12 protein-coding genes are annotated in these 16,030 nt (G+C 72.4%); 3 read left to right on the top strand and 9 right to left on the bottom strand.

The annotated features are described in order from the left end of the window. Positions 1–92: 92 nt before the first annotated feature. Positions 93–764: a lytic polysaccharide monooxygenase auxiliary activity family 9 protein gene (locus ABTZ99_RS18900; protein WP_498784674.1), complete on the top strand. Its 672-nt coding sequence runs from the start codon at positions 93–95 to the stop codon at positions 762–764. Positions 765–849: 85 nt separating this feature from the next. Here the strand turns inward: ABTZ99_RS18900 and manA are convergent, their stop codons facing one another. The 5 genes from manA to ABTZ99_RS18875 form a co-directional block, all read right to left on the bottom strand. After that, positions 850–1,950 carry a mannose-6-phosphate isomerase, class I gene (gene manA, locus ABTZ99_RS18895; RefSeq protein WP_498784672.1) on the bottom strand — a complete coding sequence of 367 codons (1,101 nt, stop codon included), beginning with the start codon at positions 1,948–1,950 and terminating at the stop codon, positions 850–852. Between the two features lie 9 nt (positions 1,951–1,959). Next, the gene (locus tag ABTZ99_RS18890) at positions 1,960–2,916 is read right to left on the bottom strand and encodes an ROK family protein (RefSeq protein WP_499612600.1); all 957 of its coding nucleotides are present in this window, start codon (positions 2,914–2,916) and stop codon (positions 1,960–1,962) included. Positions 2,917–3,002: 86 nt separating this feature from the next. Continuing rightward, positions 3,003–3,983 (bottom strand): L-glyceraldehyde 3-phosphate reductase, encoded by a 981-nt coding sequence (gene mgrA / locus ABTZ99_RS18885; protein WP_499612598.1) that lies wholly within the window; start codon positions 3,981–3,983, stop codon positions 3,003–3,005. Positions 3,984–3,993: 10 nt separating this feature from the next. Then, entirely contained in the window at positions 3,994–4,827 is an 834-nt protein-coding gene (locus ABTZ99_RS18880) for a LacI family DNA-binding transcriptional regulator (protein ID WP_499612596.1), read from the bottom strand. Continuing rightward, positions 4,824–7,268, bottom strand: coding sequence for a glycoside hydrolase family 2 protein (locus ABTZ99_RS18875; protein ID WP_499612594.1), 2,445 nt, complete (start codon positions 7,266–7,268; stop codon positions 4,824–4,826). Before ABTZ99_RS18875 ends, ABTZ99_RS18880 begins: the two co-directional genes overlap by 4 nt. Positions 7,269–7,388: 120 nt before the next feature. On the opposite strand from ABTZ99_RS18875, the gene ABTZ99_RS18870 reads away from it, so the two are divergent. Both ABTZ99_RS18870 and ABTZ99_RS18865 read left to right on the top strand, forming a co-directional pair. Beyond that, positions 7,389–9,506 carry an alpha-galactosidase gene (locus tag ABTZ99_RS18870; protein ID WP_498784662.1) on the top strand — a complete coding sequence of 706 codons (2,118 nt, stop codon included), beginning with the start codon at positions 7,389–7,391 and terminating at the stop codon, positions 9,504–9,506. A gap of 204 nt (positions 9,507–9,710) precedes the next feature. Continuing rightward, positions 9,711–10,244 carry a DUF3558 domain-containing protein gene (locus ABTZ99_RS18865; protein WP_499612591.1) on the top strand — a complete coding sequence of 178 codons (534 nt, stop codon included), beginning with the start codon at positions 9,711–9,713 and terminating at the stop codon, positions 10,242–10,244. A 5-nt stretch (positions 10,245–10,249) separates the two neighbouring features. Here the strand turns inward: ABTZ99_RS18865 and ABTZ99_RS18860 are convergent, their stop codons facing one another. The 4 genes from ABTZ99_RS18860 to ABTZ99_RS18845 are packed head-to-tail and all read right to left on the bottom strand — an operon-like array spanning position 10,250 to position 16,006. Then, on the bottom strand, positions 10,250–12,316 hold the full coding sequence (locus tag ABTZ99_RS18860) for a glycoside hydrolase family 36 protein (RefSeq protein ID WP_499612589.1): 2,067 nt from the start codon (positions 12,314–12,316) through the stop codon (positions 10,250–10,252). After that, positions 12,313–13,176, bottom strand: a complete 864-nt coding sequence (locus ABTZ99_RS18855; protein ID WP_498785970.1) for an ABC transporter ATP-binding protein — start codon at positions 13,174–13,176, stop codon at positions 12,313–12,315. Before ABTZ99_RS18855 ends, ABTZ99_RS18860 begins: the two co-directional genes overlap by 4 nt. Then, a complete protein-coding gene (locus tag ABTZ99_RS18850) occupies positions 13,173–14,999 on the bottom strand; it encodes a dipeptide/oligopeptide/nickel ABC transporter permease/ATP-binding protein (RefSeq protein WP_498785968.1) in 1,827 nt (608 codons plus the stop codon). The genes ABTZ99_RS18855 and ABTZ99_RS18850 overlap by 4 nt, the downstream gene beginning before the upstream one ends. 17 nt (positions 15,000–15,016) lie before the next feature. After that, positions 15,017–16,006 (bottom strand): ABC transporter permease, encoded by a 990-nt coding sequence (locus ABTZ99_RS18845; RefSeq protein WP_498785966.1) that lies wholly within the window; start codon positions 16,004–16,006, stop codon positions 15,017–15,019. Positions 16,007–16,030: the final 24 nt, after the last annotated feature.

The raw sequence follows: 16,030 nt of genomic DNA, 5'->3' as shown, positions 1-16,030 counted from the left end.
GGTTCACAGACGGTGTGCGGTTCGCTACCTTGGGATCTGGGAGCGCTCCCAGCCCTGTACTCGGTCATCCTCAACGTGGAGGACTCACACACATGACCTTCCGACGCGGTACCCGATCGGTGATCGGCGTCTTCAGCTCGGTCCTCGCGGTCCTCGCGGCCAGCGTCGTCACCCTGGTGGGCGCATCAGGCGTCGCGAGCGCGCACGGCTCGGTCACCGACCCGCCGTCGCGCAACTACGGCTGCTTCCAGCGCTGGGGCAGCGACCACCTGAACCCGAACATGGGTCAGACGGACCCGATGTGCGCGCAGGCCTGGAAGGCCGACCCGAACGCGATGTGGAACTGGAACGGCCTCTACCGCAACGGTGTCGGCGGCAACCACCAGGGCGCCCTGCCGAACGGCCAGCTGTGCAGCGGTGGCCTGGCCGAGAGCGGCCGCTACCGGGCGCTCGACGCGGTCGGCGCGTGGAACACCGCCACCAAGCCGCGCCAGTTCACCCTGACCATCACCGACCAGGCGCGGCACGGCGCGGACTACCTGCGCATCTACATCACCCGCCAGGGCGTCAACACCGCGACCACGCCGCTGCGCTGGAGCGACCTGGAGCTGGTCACCTCGACCGGTCGCTACGGCACCACGGGCCTCTACCAGGCCCAGGTCAACGCGGGCAGCCGCACCGGCCGCCACGTGGTGTTCACGATCTGGCAGGCCAGCCACATGGACCAGGCCTACTACCTGTGCAGTGACGTGAACTTCCAGTAGGACCTGCCGGCAACAACCCCGGTAGCGCAGTGGGAACGAGCACACGGGTGCGGCGAACCAGCCCGCGCCCGTGTGCTCACCCGCGTCAGCCGAGGTTCGTGGTCGCCCAGAACGCCTCGCCGTCGCCGGAGACCTCGGCCGCGTCGGCGCTGTGCGGCAGGAACGCCGACTCACCGCCGCGCAGCGCGACCTCGTCACCGCCGCGCCTGACGACGACGGAACCCTTGGTGCACAACAGGAGCTGTGGGCCGGCACCGGGCAGCACGGCGCCCGGCCGCACGGCGTGCAGGCGGAACTCGGGGTCGGGCGTCCGGTAGGTCCTCACCGGGCCGTCGCCCTCGCCGTCGAGCACGGCCGCGGGCCCGCTCTCGTGGTCCACCAGCGACAGCACCGCGGGCACGTCGACCGGTTTGGTGGTCAGGCCCGCGCGCAGCACGTTGTCGGAGTTCGCCATCAGCTCGACGCCCGTGCCGCGCAGGTGGGCGTGCAGCACCCCCGCGCCCACGTAGACACCCTGCCCCGGCCGCAGCTTCACCGCGTTGAGCAGCAACGCCGCCACCACGCCCGCGTCCTCCGGGTAGACCTCGGCCAGTGCCGCGACGTGCGCCAGCGCGGGCACGCGCGCCGCGGCCGTCGCCACCTCCGCGACCAGGGCCGCGTCCGCGGTCTGCAACGCCCAGCGCAGCGCTCCCCACGTGTGGCAGACCGACAGCTCGGCCCGCATCGGGGCCAGCGACGGCAGGCCCAGCTCGTCCAGCAGCGCCGCGGTCTCGTCAGGGCGGCGGAAGCCGGACAGCGTCTCGAACTCGGTCAGCGCCACCAGGACCTCCGGCTTGGGCCGGTCGTCGCGGTAGCCGTGCTCGGCGAACCCGACCGCGGCCTGCTCGCGGTTCGGGTGCACCTGCAACGACAGCGGCGCGTCCACGGCCAGCACCTTGAGCAGGAACGGCAGCCGCGGCCCGAACGCGGCCAGGCCGGCCGGCCCGAGCAGGCCGGCGGGGTTGGCGGCGAGGTAGGCGTCCAGCGGCACGTCGCAGTCGGCCAGCCGGGACGGGTCGTCGGGGTGCGCGCCGACCCACAGCTCGGCCTGCGGCACGGCGCTGGGCGACGGTTCGCCGCGCAGCTCGGCCAGCGCGGTCCGCGAACCCCAGTGGTACTCCCGGACGGTGGTGTCCAGCTTGCGCACGGTGTGTCCTCAGATTCCCACGGGCACGGACGGGACGCGGTCGTCCGCGAGCAGCGCCGCGGCCCCGATCAGTCCCGAGTCGACGCCCAACGTCGCCGGGAGCACGTCGACCCGGCGCATGAACGCCAGCCCCGCGTAGTCCGCGAGCGGCTGCGTGATGGCGGGTTCGAGCAGGTCCCAGGCCTGCGCGACCCCACCGCCGATGACCACGCGGTCGACCTCGCACAACGCGGAGGCGACCGTGATGACCTGGGCGACCGCCGCGCCGGAACGGCGGAACGCCGCCGCCGCGGTCGGGTCGCCCACCCTGGCCGACGCGGCGAGCGCGACGCCGTCCGCCGTGCCCCCGAGCGGCTGCCAGCCCTGCTCCAACGCCCAGCGCACCATCGACGGGCCGCTGGCGAAGGCCTCGGAGCAGCCGTTCGCGCCGCAGCCGCACAGCGGGCCGGTCGGGTCGACCACGAAGTGGCCGACGTGGCCCGCGTTGCCGGTGGCGCCGAAGTGCGGCCGGCCGGCGAAGACGAACCCGCCGCCGATGCCGGTGGACACGACCATGCCGAGCAGGCACCCGCTGCCGCGGCCGTTGCCGTGGTGGTACTCGGCCAGCGCCATGCACAGCGCGTCGCCGCCGAGCCGGACCGGCAGGCCGGGCAGCAGCTCGCCGACGCGGGCGGTGATCGGGAAGTCGCGCCAGCCCGGGATGTTGACCGGGCTGATCGTGCCGGTGCGCAGGTCCATCGGCGCGGCCGAGGCGATGCCCGCGCCGAGCACGGTGCGGTCCGGGGCGGCGGCGAGGAGTTCGTCGAGAACTCCCGCGAGGCCGCCCCAGACCGCCTCCGCGTCACCCGCGGGCGTCGCCGTGGTGCGGCGGGCCAGGACGGTGCCGTCGGACTCGACCAAGGCCGCGGCGAGCTTGGTGCCGCCGATGTCGATGGCGACCGCGACCGGGTCGAGTGCTTGCCCCATGGGACTTAGTTAAGCGGTTAAGCAAAGTTTCGTCAAGAGGCGTTGACAGCAGCGCTGAAGCGGTTCATCTCACGCTGCGCGGGACGTCAGAGGTGCCGTTCGATCTCGGTCAGCTCGTCGGCCTCGAACGCCAGGTTCGCCGTCGCGGCCACGTTGTCCTCCAGCTGCTTCACGCTGGAGGCGCCGATCAGCGCGGAGGTCACGTTGCGCAGCACCCATGCGATCGCCAGCTGCGCCAGCGTCTGCCCGCGCCGCTTCGCGATCTCGTCGAGCGCGCGCACCTTCGCCAGCGTCGCGTCGTCCAGGTTGGACGCCGAGAGGAACGGCGAGGCGCCCGCCGCGCGCGAACCCGCCGGCACGCCGTCGAGGTAGCGGTCGGTCAGCACGCCCTGCGCCAGCGGCGAGAACGCGATGCTGCCCGCGCCGACCTCGGCCAGCACGTCCAGCAGGCCGTCCTCGACCCACCGGTTGAACATCGAGTACGACGGCTGGTGGATCAGCAGCGGCGTGCCCAGCTCGCGCAGCACCCGGGCCGCTTCCGCGGTCTGCTCCGCCGAGTAGTTCGAGATGCCGGCGTACAGCGCCTTGCCCGAGCGGACGACGTGGTCCAGCGCGCCCATCGTCTCCTCGATGGGGGTGTCCGGGTCGGGCCGGTGGTGGTAGAAGATGTCGACGTAGTCCAAGCCCATCCGCGCCAGCGACCGGTCCAATGAGCTGACCAGGTACTTGCGGGAGCCCCACTCGCCGTACGGGCCGTCGAACATGTGGTAGCCGGCCTTGGAGGACACCAGGATCTCGTCGCGGTACGGCCGGAAGTCCGCCGCGAACAGCCGGCCGAAGTTCTCCTCGGCGCTGCCGGGCGGCGGCCCGTAGTTGTTGGCCAGGTCGAAGTGCGTCACGCCGAGGTCGAACGCGCGGCGCAGGATGGCCCGCTGGCCGTCGAGGTGCTTGTCGTGCCCGAAGTTGTGCCACAGGCCGAGCGACACGGCGGGCAGCTTGAGCCCGCTGCGGCCGGACCGGCGGTAGGGCATGGCGTCGTACCGCGACTCGGCGGCGTGGTGGGTCATGGGGATCCTTCTATCGGGTGCTCTCCCGCGCGATGAGCGTGGGCTTGGGCGACCAGCGCTCGGCGACCTCGACGCCCTCGATCAGCTCCAGCACCGACTCGGCGACCGTGACGCCGAACTGGTGCACGTCCACGCTCATCGTGGTCAGGGCGGGTGACGCGAGCCGGCACAGCGACGAGTCGTCCCACGCCACCAGGCTGAGCCGGTCGGGCACGGCGACGCCGAGTTCCTTGGCGACGTTGAGGCCCGCCACGGCCATCACGTCGTTGTCGTAGAGGATCGCGGTCGGCGGCTCCGGGGAGTCGAGCAGCGCGGTGGTGAGCTTCGCCCCCGACTCCTCGGAGTAGTCGCCCTCCAGCACGACGGGCTCGATGCCCGCCTCCGCGCAACCCTCGAGCAGCGCGGCGGTGCGCGCCCTGGTGTGCAGCAGCGTGGTCGGGCCGCTGACCCGGGCGATGCGCCGGTGCCCGAGGTCGAGCAGGTACGCCAACGCCTCCCGCACGGGGCCCGCGTCGTCGGTGCGCACCGCGGGCACGGCCAGCTCGTCCGGCTCGCCCACGTACAGCGCGGGCAGGCCCATCTCGCGCAGCACCGCCGGCCGGTGGTCGTCCACCGTGCGGTTGACGACCACGACCGCGTCGACCAGGCCGCGCGCCGCCCACCTGCGGTAGGCGGCGATCTCCGCGTCCTCGGCGCCCACGACGTGCAGCAGCACCGACCGGTCGCCCTCGGCGAGCCGCTCCTCGATGCCCGCGATGAACTCCATGAAGAACGGCTCCGCGCCCAGCAGCCGCGCGGGGCGGGCCAGGACCAGGCCGACGGCGCCGGTCGAACCGGTCGTCATGTCCGCACCGCGCACAGGTCGTTGGCCGAGCGCAGCACCAGCGGACCGGTCAGCGCGGCCGGGTCGGCCAGCTCGGCCGCGGTCCGGACCAGGAACGAGTGCGTGCCGCCGGCGGGCAGGGTGACCAGGGTGTCGTCGACGACGGCGTCCTCGGCGACCCGGTCGGCCAGCAGCGCGACGTCACGGGCGAAGGAGGACGCGGTGACGTCCACCCGGTACCCGCCGTCCACCCGCCGCACCTCGGCGGTCAGCGGCGCGGGGTCGTAGGCCAGCTCCAGGTCCTCGCGGAACAGGTGCGCGGTGCGCGCTTCGGCCGTGCTCACCACCAGCACCTCCCCCTTCGGGTCGCCCGGCGTGATCAGTTCGGCCGCCAGGTCGAGCCGCGCCACCGACCTCGCCGGCACGTCGAGCGGGAGTTTAGCCGCCGCGAGCACCTCGCCCGTGAACGTCTGGCGCTCCAGCGCGACGTCGCCGGTCCAGGCCTCGTCGGTGTCGTTGACCGCGATGAGCGCGTCCACCCCGTCACGCGGCTGGACGGTCAGCAGGCGTGGCGCGAAGGCGTGCTTGAGCGCGTAGTACAGCGGCTTGAGCCGCTCCTCGCCGTCGATCGCGGCCCACGAGGTCACCGGCCAGCAGTCGTTGAGCTGCCACACCAGCGCGCCCGCCGTGCGGGGCCAGTGCGAGCGGAAGTGCTCGACGCCGAACGCGACCGCGCGAGCCTGGTTGAGCTGGGTCGCCCAGTGCCAGTCCGGGAACTCCGCCGGCGCGGGCAGGTGCGGCGCGAGGCCGCGGTCGAGCTTGCCGTTGCCGTCCTCGGCCTTCTGGTGCAGCAGGAACGCGGGCGAGGTCGGCGTCATCGGCTCGTCGTGCACCCACTTGGTGAGCGTCGCCCAGGTCGGCGGGCCCTGGAAGCCGAACTCCGAGCAGAACCGCGGGGTGTGGTCGCGGTAGTGGGTGTAGTCGATCCGGTTCCAGACCTCCCACTCGTGGCGCGTGCCGTGGGTGTCCTCGTTCGGGTGGAGCTCGCCCGGGCTGTACGGGCTGCCCGGCGAGTAGTGCCGGGTCGGGTCGAGCTCGGCGACGATCTTCGGCAGCAGGTCGGTGTAGAAGCCGAGGCCCCAGGTGCGGCCCTGCAGCTGCTCCGCCCAGCCCCAGTCGGCGAAGCCCCACAGGTTCTCGTTGTTGCCGTTCCACAGCGCCAGGGACGCGTGCGAGGTCAGGCGGGCGACGTTCTCGCGCGCCTCGGCCTCGACCTCTTCCCACAGCGGCGATTCCTCGGCGTACGCGGCGCAGGCGAACAGGAAGTCCTGCCACACCAGCACGCCGCGCTCGTCGCAGACGTCGTAGAAGTCCTCGGTCTCGTAGATGCCGCCGCCCCAGATGCGGAGCATGTTCATGTTGGCGTCGACGGCCTGGTCGACCCGGTGGGCCAGGCGGTCGCGGGTGACGCGGGTGAGGAAGTGGTCGTCCGGGATCCAGTTGGCGCCCTTGGCGAACACCGGCTTGCCGTTGACGACGAACGTGAACGGCGTGCCGACCTCGTCGGGCGTCGTGTCGACGGTGATGGTGCGGAAGCCGACGCGGCGGTCGGCGCGGTCGACGTCCTCGCCGCCGGACTGGAGGATGACGGCCAAGTCGTAGAGGGGGTGGTCGCCGTAGCCCACGGGCCACCACAGGTCGACGTCCGGCACCTCGACGGTCACCACGGCGGAGTCGCCCTCGACCCGGACGCGCTGCTCGACGCCGGCCACGGTCGCGATCGCGGTCAGGTCGGTGTCGCCGGCGCGGTCGACCTCGACGTGCACCTCGACCCGGCCCGTGCCGTCCGCGTCCACCGTGACGAGCGGGCGCACCCGCGCCAGGCGCGCCTCGGTCCAGCGCTCCAGCCGCACCGGCTTCCAGATGCCCGCGGTCTGCAGGTCCGGGCCCCAGTCCCAGCCGAACGAGCAGGCCATCTTGCGCAGGGCGTTCATCGGGTGCGGGTAGGCGCGGTCGCGCCGGCCCAGCTTCTCCTCCTGCTCCTCGGCGTAGGCCAGGGCGGAGTGGAAGGTGACGACGAGGTCGTTCGCGCCGTCCTTGAGGTGCTCGCGCACGTCGAAGCGGTACGAGCGGAACATGTTCGCCGTGTGGCCGAGGACGTGGCCGTTGAGCTCGACCGTGGTGACGGTGTCGAGGCCGTCGAAAGCGATCTCGACCTTCTCGCCGGGCTTCGCGGCCTCGGCCTCGAAGGTCAGCTCGTAGCGCCAGTCGGCGCGGTGCATCCAGGCCAGCTCGGCCTCGTTGGTGTCCAGGTAGGGCTCGGGGATCAGGCCCGCCGCGAGGAGGTCGAGATGAGTGCTGCCGGGCACGGCGGCGGGCACCGAGCGGTCGGCGACGACCGCCGGGATCGGCCCACCCACCGCGCTCAGGCGCCACCCGTCGTGCAAGGTCGTGCGAATCATCGTTCCTCTTTTCGGGCGGTGGCGGTGGGTTTCTGCCGTGTGACGTTCAAGGTATGGCGATTCTTACGCCAGCAACTAAAGTAAGTCAACGAGGTTCACCACCAGAGAGGAAGACCACAAGTGGCAGACGTGACGCACCTGCGGGCCGCGGGTGTGAGCCTGGTGCTCGACTTCTCCGGGAGCACCCTCCCCCGGGTCCGCCATTGGGGCGCTGACCTGGGCGAACTCACCTCGGCGGAGTTGGCCGCGGTGCTGGTCGCGCAGTCTCCGCACCCCATCGGCTTCTCGGTCGACGGCGCGGTGGACGTGGCCGTGCTGCCGGAGCAGTCGGCGGGCTGGCTGGGCACGCCGGGAATCGTCGGCAACCGGGGCGGGCGGGACTTCTCGACCGCGTTCCGCGTGGTGTCGGTGGACGGTCCCGCGGTCCGCGCGGTGGACGAGGTCGCCGGGCTCGGGCTGGAACTGGTCATCGAGCTGACGCCGTCCGGGCTGGTGCGGCAGCGGGCCGTGCTGACCAACACCGGGTCGTCCGACTTCGCCGTGGACGCGGTGAACCTGACCCTGCCCGCGCCGCCGCAGGCGGTCGAGCTCCTGGACTTCACGGGGCGCTGGACGCGGGAGCGCAGCCCGCAGCGCACGGCGTGGAACCACGGCCTGCACGTGCGCGAGAACCGGACCGGTCGGACCGGCTACGACTCGGCGTACCTGCTCGCCGCGGGCACCGCCGGGTTCGGCAACCGCTCGGGCGAGATCTGGGCCGTGCACACGGCCTGGTCGGGCAACCACCGGACGTTCGCCGAGAAGAACTACCACTCCGTGTCCCTGCTCGGGTCGGGTGAGCTGCTGCTGTCCGGCGAGGTCGTGCTGGGGCCCGGCGAGTCGTACACCTCGCCGTGGCAGTACGCGTCGTACGGGCGAGGGCTGGACGAGGTGTCGGCGCGGTTCCACCGGCACCTGCGCTCGCGCGCGTCGCACCCCTCCTCGCCCCGGCCGGTCGTGGTGAACACCTGGGAGGCCGTGTACTTCGACCACGACCTGGGCCGGCTGAAGGCGTTGGCGGACGCCGCCGCGTCGGTCGGCGGGGAGCGGTTCGTGCTGGACGACGGCTGGTTCGGGTCGCGGCGCGACGACCGGCGCGGCCTCGGCGACTGGTACGTCTCCGACGAGGTGTGGCCGGACGGGCTCGGGCCGCTGACCGACCACGTGACCGGGTTGGGCATGCAGTTCGGCATCTGGGTCGAGCCGGAGATGGTCAACCCGGACTCGGAGCTGGCCCGGGCGCACCCGGACTGGATCATGGCGGCGGGCGACCGGCTGCCCGGCACGGCACGGCACCAGCAGGTGCTCGACCTGGCCAGGCCGGAGGCGTTCGCGCACATCCTGGAGCGGCTGGACGCGCTGCTCACCGAGTACCCGGTGTCCTACCTGAAGTGGGACCACAACCGGGACCTGGTGGACGCCGGGCACCGGCCGACCGGCCGGGCGGGGGTGCACGGCCAGACGGCGGCCGTCTACCGGCTGCTGGACGAGCTGCGGCGGCGACACCCCGGCGTGGAGATCGAGTCGTGCTCGTCCGGCGGCGGGCGGGTGGACCTGGAGATCCTGGAGCGCACGGACCGGGTGTGGGTGTCGGACTGCATCGACGCGCTGGAGCGGCAGTCGATGCAGCGGTGGACGAACGCGCTGATCCCGTTGGAGCTGATGGGGACGCACGTGGGCTCGGGGACGTCGCACACCACGCACCGGCAGCACCCGATCGACTTCCGGGCGGGCACGGCGCTGTTCGGCCACTTCGGCATCGAGTGGGACCTGACCGCGGCGTCGGAGTCGGACCTGGAGCGGCTGCGGTCGTGGGTGGCCCTGTACAAGGAGCTGCGGCCGCTGCTGCACTCCGGCGTGTCGGTGCACGGCGACCACCCGGACCCGGCGATCGAGGTGCACGGGGTGGTGGCGGAGGACGGGTCGGACGCCGTGTTCGCGATCGTCGCGCTGGCCACGTCCCGGCTCTACCCGCCGGGGCCGGTGCGGCTGCCGGGCCTGTCCGCGGACCGGACGTACCACGTGCGCCCGTTGGCGCCCGGCGACGTGCCCGACGGCAACGCCGACAACTGGGGCGTGCGCCTGCCGTGGTGGCAGGACGGCGTGACGCTGCCGGGCCGGGTGCTCGACACGGCGGGCGTGCAGGCTCCCGTGCAGCACCCGGAGCGGTTGGTGCTGGTGCGGGCCACGGCGGTCTAGCGGCGCGTGCCGCGCGACGGCCGTCCGCCTGGGCGGCCGTCGCGGTCGTCGGCTCGGCGGACGCAGGTCTGGTAGCGCTCCCAGAACGTGCGCTACGGTCGGCGGACCGAAGCGTCGGTCCCGGTCGTGAGCGTCACCGGGGCGAGGACCGACCGGACCGCCGGCGGCGCGCCCTCCCGCCCTGACCGACCGGGGAACGACCCAGTGAACCCTCGCACCACGCTGGCCGCCGTCGCGGTCCTGCTCTCGGCCGTCGCCTGCGGCGGGCCCGCCGAGAGCCCGTCCGGCCCGACCTCCGACGGCTCGTCGCGACCGGCCACCGCGCCCGCGGTCGGGCCGTCGCGGGGCGGCCCGCTGGACGGCGCCGACCCGTGCGACCTGCTCACCAAGGCCGAGGCCGAGCAGGTCACCGGCGCGCAGACCGCCGAGCCGGTGGTGGAGCAGCTCGGTTCGGCGCGGGTGTGCAACTTCTCGCCCCGGCAGGCCCTGCTGGGTGTGGGCATCCGGACCACGTCCGGGCTGGACCAGGTCCAGTCGAGCGGCAACGTGGTGCAGGAGCAGGTGATCGGCCGCCACCAGGCCAAGCAGGCCGTGGGCGCGACCGGCAGCTGCGGGATCTTCATCGGCGTCACGGCGTCGTCCCGGGTCGACGTGGTGCTGAACTCGGGCAGCCCGGCCGAGGACCCGTGCCCGATGGCGATGCGGGTCGCCGAACTGGTCGAGCCCCGGCTGCCCTGACGCGATCAGGCGCCCAGCCTCACGACGACCGCCGACGGCGTGGCGCCGCTGTGGGTGGCACGCAGCACCCCTCGTTCCGCGTGCCACTCGAAGGCCCACTCCGGTGACGCCACCGGGAACACCGGGGACACCGCGACGTCCCGGCCGCGCAGGTGCGGCACGGGCAGGTCCGCGGCCGGTGGCGCGTCGGGCAGCCGCCACGCGGTCACGTAGCTGTTCGCCGGCGCGCGCAGCCCCTGCGCCACCCACGCGCCGGCGCGGCCGGTCAGGCCGAGCGGCCAGAACGGGACCGACGTGGCGATCTCCGGCCGCAGTCCCTTGTGGACCGAGACCGCCTCGGCGACCAGAGCCCGTTGCGACGGGTCCATGAGGTCGACCCGGCCGGCCAGGTACAGGCGACCCAGCACGCCGGTGGCCAAGGTGAACGCGGCCTCCGACGGCGTCATCCCCGGCTGCGCGTACGCCCAGTTCCCGGCCTGCTCCGGCAGCACCGACGCGGGCGCGGCGGCGGCGATCGGCGGGTACAGCAACGGGTTCTGCTGGTCCGAAGTCGACTGCAGGTGCAGCCGCGACAGCATCGCGTAGTCCATCCGCATGGCCCCGGACGCGCAGTTCTCCAGCAGCAGCCCCGGGTGCCGGGCCAGCAGCGCGTCCAACCAGGCCAGGTGCGCCCGGTTGTGCCCGAGCAGGCCGTCACCCGGCGCCACCCCGCCGACGTCGGTGCCCGCGCCGGGCATGATGTTGTAGTCCAGCTTGACGTACCCGACGCCGAACTCCTCGACCAGCCGGTCGACCACCTCGTCCACGTGCCGGACCGCGGCCGGGTGCCGGAAGTCCAGGTGGAAGCGGCCGTGCTCGCCCACCCGCGCGCCCTGGCGCTGGAAGAACGCCTCGTCCGGCAACGACCGGGCCAGCGCCGACCGCACGCCGACGACCTCGGGCTCCAGCCAGATGCCGGGCACCATCCCGCGCTCCCGGATCCGGTCGGCGACCTCGCCGAAGCCGTTCGGGAACCGGGTCCGCGACGGCCGCCACTCGCCGACGCTGTCCCACCACTTGCCGTCCTCGTCGTACCACCCGGCGTCGACGCAGAAGTAGTCCGCGCCCACCTCGGCCGCCGCGTCGATCAGCGGCAGCAGCTTCTCGGTGGTCGGGTCGCCCATGAGGGTGTTCATGTAGTCGTTGAAGATCACCGGCAGCTCGGGCGCGCGCCGGTTGCGCAACGTCGCCCGCCGCTGCCGCGTCAACGCGCCGATCGCCTCGTCCACGCCGCCGGCGGCGATCGCCACCGACACGGGCACGGTGGTGAAGCCGTCGCCCTCGGACACCACGCGACCCCACTGGTGCTCGCCGTCGCTGGGCCCCAGCAGCGCCAGGTACGCGCCGGCGACGGTCTCCCCCACCTCGAAGTGCCACGCGCCGTTGTGCTCGATCTGCCACGCGAGGGCCCAGCTGTCGTCCCGCGCCACCAGCACGCCGGTCGGCAGGTGCTCGCCCGTGGACCACGAGCTGCGCGAGGTCAGCGCGAACCGGCTGCGCGACGCGTGGTGGTGCACGGTCGGGTCCATCGCCACCAAGCCGGCCTCGCGCAGCGGCGTGCGGTGCCAGCGCGACTCGGCGACCCAGTCGGAGTCGGCGTGCACGAGGTCGACCTCGTCCACCGAACGGCCGCTGTCCACCAGGAACGCCCCGGTGGACAGCGACGTCACGGCCTGGAGGTGGGCCGGCTCGCCCTCGACCTCCACCTCGGTCCACGTCCGCACCGCGGGCACGCCGGCGACGCCCTGGAACACCGACGTCACCACCAGCCCGCTCACCGGGTCGTGCTGCACGACCCGCAGCTCGTCCGCGGACGCGGTGTGCGAGCGGTGGCGCAGGCGGGCGCCGATCGCGGTGTCGGCGTAGCGGTGGCTGCCGGGGAACCGGCCGTGCCCGATGGCCTGGACCTCGACCAGCGGCACCCCGATCCCCTCGACCGGCCCGTCGGGGCGCAGCGAGAGCAGGCTCACCGGACGGTCGTCCCCGTGCGTGAGCAGCAGCCTGATCGCGCCGGTGGACCAGGTGACCGTCATTTCGCGACTTCCTCCCACGCCCCGGTGTTGTGGTCGTACGCGGCGGCGGCGCCGGCCCGTTCCACGTCCGCCGGGTCGATCTCGACGGCACGGCCGCGCGCCTCGGGGTTCGGCGCGGCGGAGGCGAGGATCTTGGTGTACGGGTGCTGCGGGTTGAGGATCACCTCGTCGGCCGGTCCCCGTTCGACCACGCGCCCCTTGTAGAGCACGAGGATGTCGTCGGAGAAGTGCCGCGCGGTGGCCAGGTCGTGCGTGATGTAGAGGACGGCCAGGTTCTCCTCGCGCTGCAACCGGGCCATCAGGTTCAGCACGCCCAGCCGGATGGAGACGTCCAGCATCGACACCGGTTCGTCGGCCACCACGACCTTCGCGCCCGGCGCCAGCGCCCGCGCGATCGCCACCCGCTGGCGCTGGCCGCCGGACAGCTCGTGCGGTCGCCGCCCGGCGACGTCTCGGCCGGGCAGGGACACGCGCTCCAGCAGCTGCACGACGTCGTCCCAGCCATGCGGCCGGCCGTGCAGCTTCAACGGCCGCGCCAGGTGGTGCTCGATGGTGTGGAACGGGTTCAGCGACGCGAACGGGTCCTGGAACACCATCTGCACGTTGTCCCGGTACGCGCGTTCGGGCACCTTCGCGCCGTCCGGTCCGGTGAGCGTGATCGCGCCGCCGCTGGGCTTCTCCAGCCGGGCGATCATCCGGGCGATGGTGGACTTGCCCGAGCCGGACTCGCCGACCAGCGCGACCGTGCGGCCGGGCGTGAGGGTGAACGAGACGTTGTCCACCGCGCGCAGCCGCACCCGCCGCAGGCCGACCCGGACGTGGAAGTCCTTGACCAGCTCGCGCGCTTCCAACGTGGTCATCGAACGCCTCCGGACGGGGTGGGCTCGCCGGACCGGTCGACCGGCGTCAGCTGCTCGCCGGAGCGGACGAACGAGCCGCGTTCGCCGGTCAGGCTGGGGAACGAGTCGAGCAGCTGGCGGGTGTAGGGGTGCGCGGGCTGCTCGAACATGTCCTGCGCGGTGGCGTACTCGACGACCTCGCCGTCCTTCATCACGGCGATGCGGTCGGCGAGTTCGAGCAGCAGCGGCAGGTCGTGGGTGATGAACAGGACGGCGAAGCCGATCTCGTCGCGCAGCCGCAGGATCTCGCGCAGGATGCCGCGCTGCACGACGACGTCCAGCGCGGTGGTCGGCTCGTCCATGATCATGACCTGCGGGTCGAGCAGCAGCGCCATGGCGATCATCACGCGCTGCCGCATGCCGCCGGACAGCTCGTGCGGGAAGGAGCTGAGCCGCCGCACGTCGACGCCGACCAGCTTGAGCACCTCCTCGCACTTGGCCTTGCGCTGGGCCTTGGTCATCTCCGGGCGGTGCGTGGTGAGCACGTCGTCGAGCTGCGCCCGGACCGTGATGACGGGGTTGAGCGCGTTCATCGCGCCCTGGAACACCATCGACAGCTTCGACCAGCGGAACGCCCGCAGCTCGCCCGGCGTGAGCGCGAGCACGTCGATGTCGCCGCCCTCGCGGTCGTGGAACGTGACCGAGCCGGTGGTCACCTCGGCGGGCGGCCGGTGCAGCCGGTTGATCGCGTAGGCCAGCGTCGTCTTGCCGCAGCCGGACTCGCCGGCCAGGCCGAGGATCTCACCGCGCCGCAACGTGATCGACACGTCCTTGACCGCGTGCACCGGCTTCTCCACCTGGTACACGACGGACAGGTCGTTCACGGTGAGCACCACGTCGTCGTCCGCGCGCGCCACGGGCTCGGCCGGCCGGTCGGCATCGGCCTCGGCGCGCCGGGGGATGTCGCGCAGCTTCGGGTTGATGATCTCGTCGATGCTGAAGTTGACCAGCGCCAGGCCGCAGCCGAACAGGGCGATGATCAGGCCCGGCGGGACGAACCACCACCACGCCTCGCGTTGCAGCGCGAAGCCGTTCTGGGCGTAGTAGAGCATCGTGCCGAGCGTGGAGGAGTTGGAGGCGCCCAGGCCGAGGAACGACAGGCCGGCCTCGCTGAGGATCGCGTAGATCACCGAGAACACGAACTGCGAGGCCAGCAGCGGCAGCAGGTTCGGCAGGATCTCGACGGTGATGACGCGCCACGGCTTCTCGCCGGAGACCTTGGCCGCGGCCACGTAGTCGCGGTTGCGCAGCGACAGCGTCTGGGCGCGCAGCACCCGTGCCGACGCGGCCCAGCCGGTGATCGCGAGCACCACCGCGATCGTCCACGAGCCGCGCTGGTCGGCGGGCACGAACGCGGAGATGACGATCACCAGCGGCAGGCCGGGGATCACCAGCATCACGTTGGAGAACAGGGAGAAGCCCTCGTCGACGTACCCGCCGATGTAGGCGCCGACGATGCCGAACAGGGCCGACAGGGCGGTCGCCATCACGCCGACCATCAGGCCGATGTACAGCGAGCCCCTGGTCGCGTACGCGAGCTGCGCCACGATGTCCTGGCCGGTCTGCGTGGTGCCGAGCCAGAACTCGCCGCCCGGCCCGGTCAGGCCCACGTCCCGGATCGCGTTCGGGTCGCCGACCAGGAGCGGGCCGACCAGGCCGATGAACGTGATCAGCCCGATCAGGACCAGGCCGACGCCGAGCTTGGGCGACCAGCGCGGCAGCATGGACCGCCACCCGGCCCGCCCGCGCGGAGCCTCGACGGTGACAGCACTGAGATTCGTCACGGTGTCCGTTCTCCTTCTCAGCCGCTGACGCGGGTGCGCGGGTCGATGACGGCGTAGAGCAGGTCGACCACGAGGTTCGCGCCGAGCACGGCGACCGTGATGACCAGGAAGATGCCCTGCATGAGGGCGTAGTCGTTGTTCTGCACCGCTTGCAGGAGCTTGGACCCGATGCCCGGGTAGGAGAACACCTGCTCGGTGATGATGGAGCCGGCCACCACGAACCCGAGCGAGATGGCGAAACCGGCCACGGACGGCAGCACCGCGTTGCGGGCCGCGTACTTGATCATGATCCGCGAGTCGCGCAGGCCCTTGGCCTTGGCGGTGAGCACGTAGTCCTCGGCGGTGGCGGACACCATCATGTTGCGCATGCCGAGCAGCCAGCCGCCGACCGACGAGATCACGATGGTCAGCGCGGGCAGCGTGCCGTAGTAGATCGCCGAGCCGATGAACTCGGCGTTCCAGCCGGGCGTGAGGATCACGTCGTAGCCGCCTTGCAGCGGGAACCAGCCCCACGCCGAGGACAGCAGCGCGACCAGGATCAGCGCCAGCCAGAAGTACGGCACGGCGGCCAGCACGGTGGTGGCGGGCACCAGGCCGTCGAGCCAGGTGCCGCGCCGCCAGCCGACGAACGCGCCGAGGACGATGCCGAGGGCGAACGACAGGAACGTCGCGATGCCGACGAGCATCAGGGTCCACGGCAGGGCTTCCGAGATGATCTGGGACACCGGCGCGGGGAACGCGCTCACCGATATGCCCAGATCACCCCGGAACATGTTGCCCAGGTACGAGATGTACTGCTGGAAGAGCGACTCGCCGCTGTTCGTGCCGAGCAGCAGCTCGTACGCCCTGCGGGCCGATGGGTCCACGGTTCCGCCGCGTTGCGCGAGCTTCGCCATGAGGATGTCCACCGGGTTGCCCGGCATGAGCCTCGGGATGAAGAAGTTCAGCGTCAGCGCCGCCCAGAGGGCGACCAGGTAGAACGCGAACTTTCGGGCGTAGTACCTCATCGGTCCGCCTATCGCCTCGATCAG

This window comes from Actinosynnema sp. NPDC002837, from assembly GCF_040295345.1.
Taxonomy (GTDB): domain Bacteria; phylum Actinomycetota; class Actinomycetes; order Mycobacteriales; family Pseudonocardiaceae; genus Actinosynnema.
Note: the sequence above shows the minus strand (reverse complement) of the source record. Positions and strands in the feature narration are given on the sequence as shown.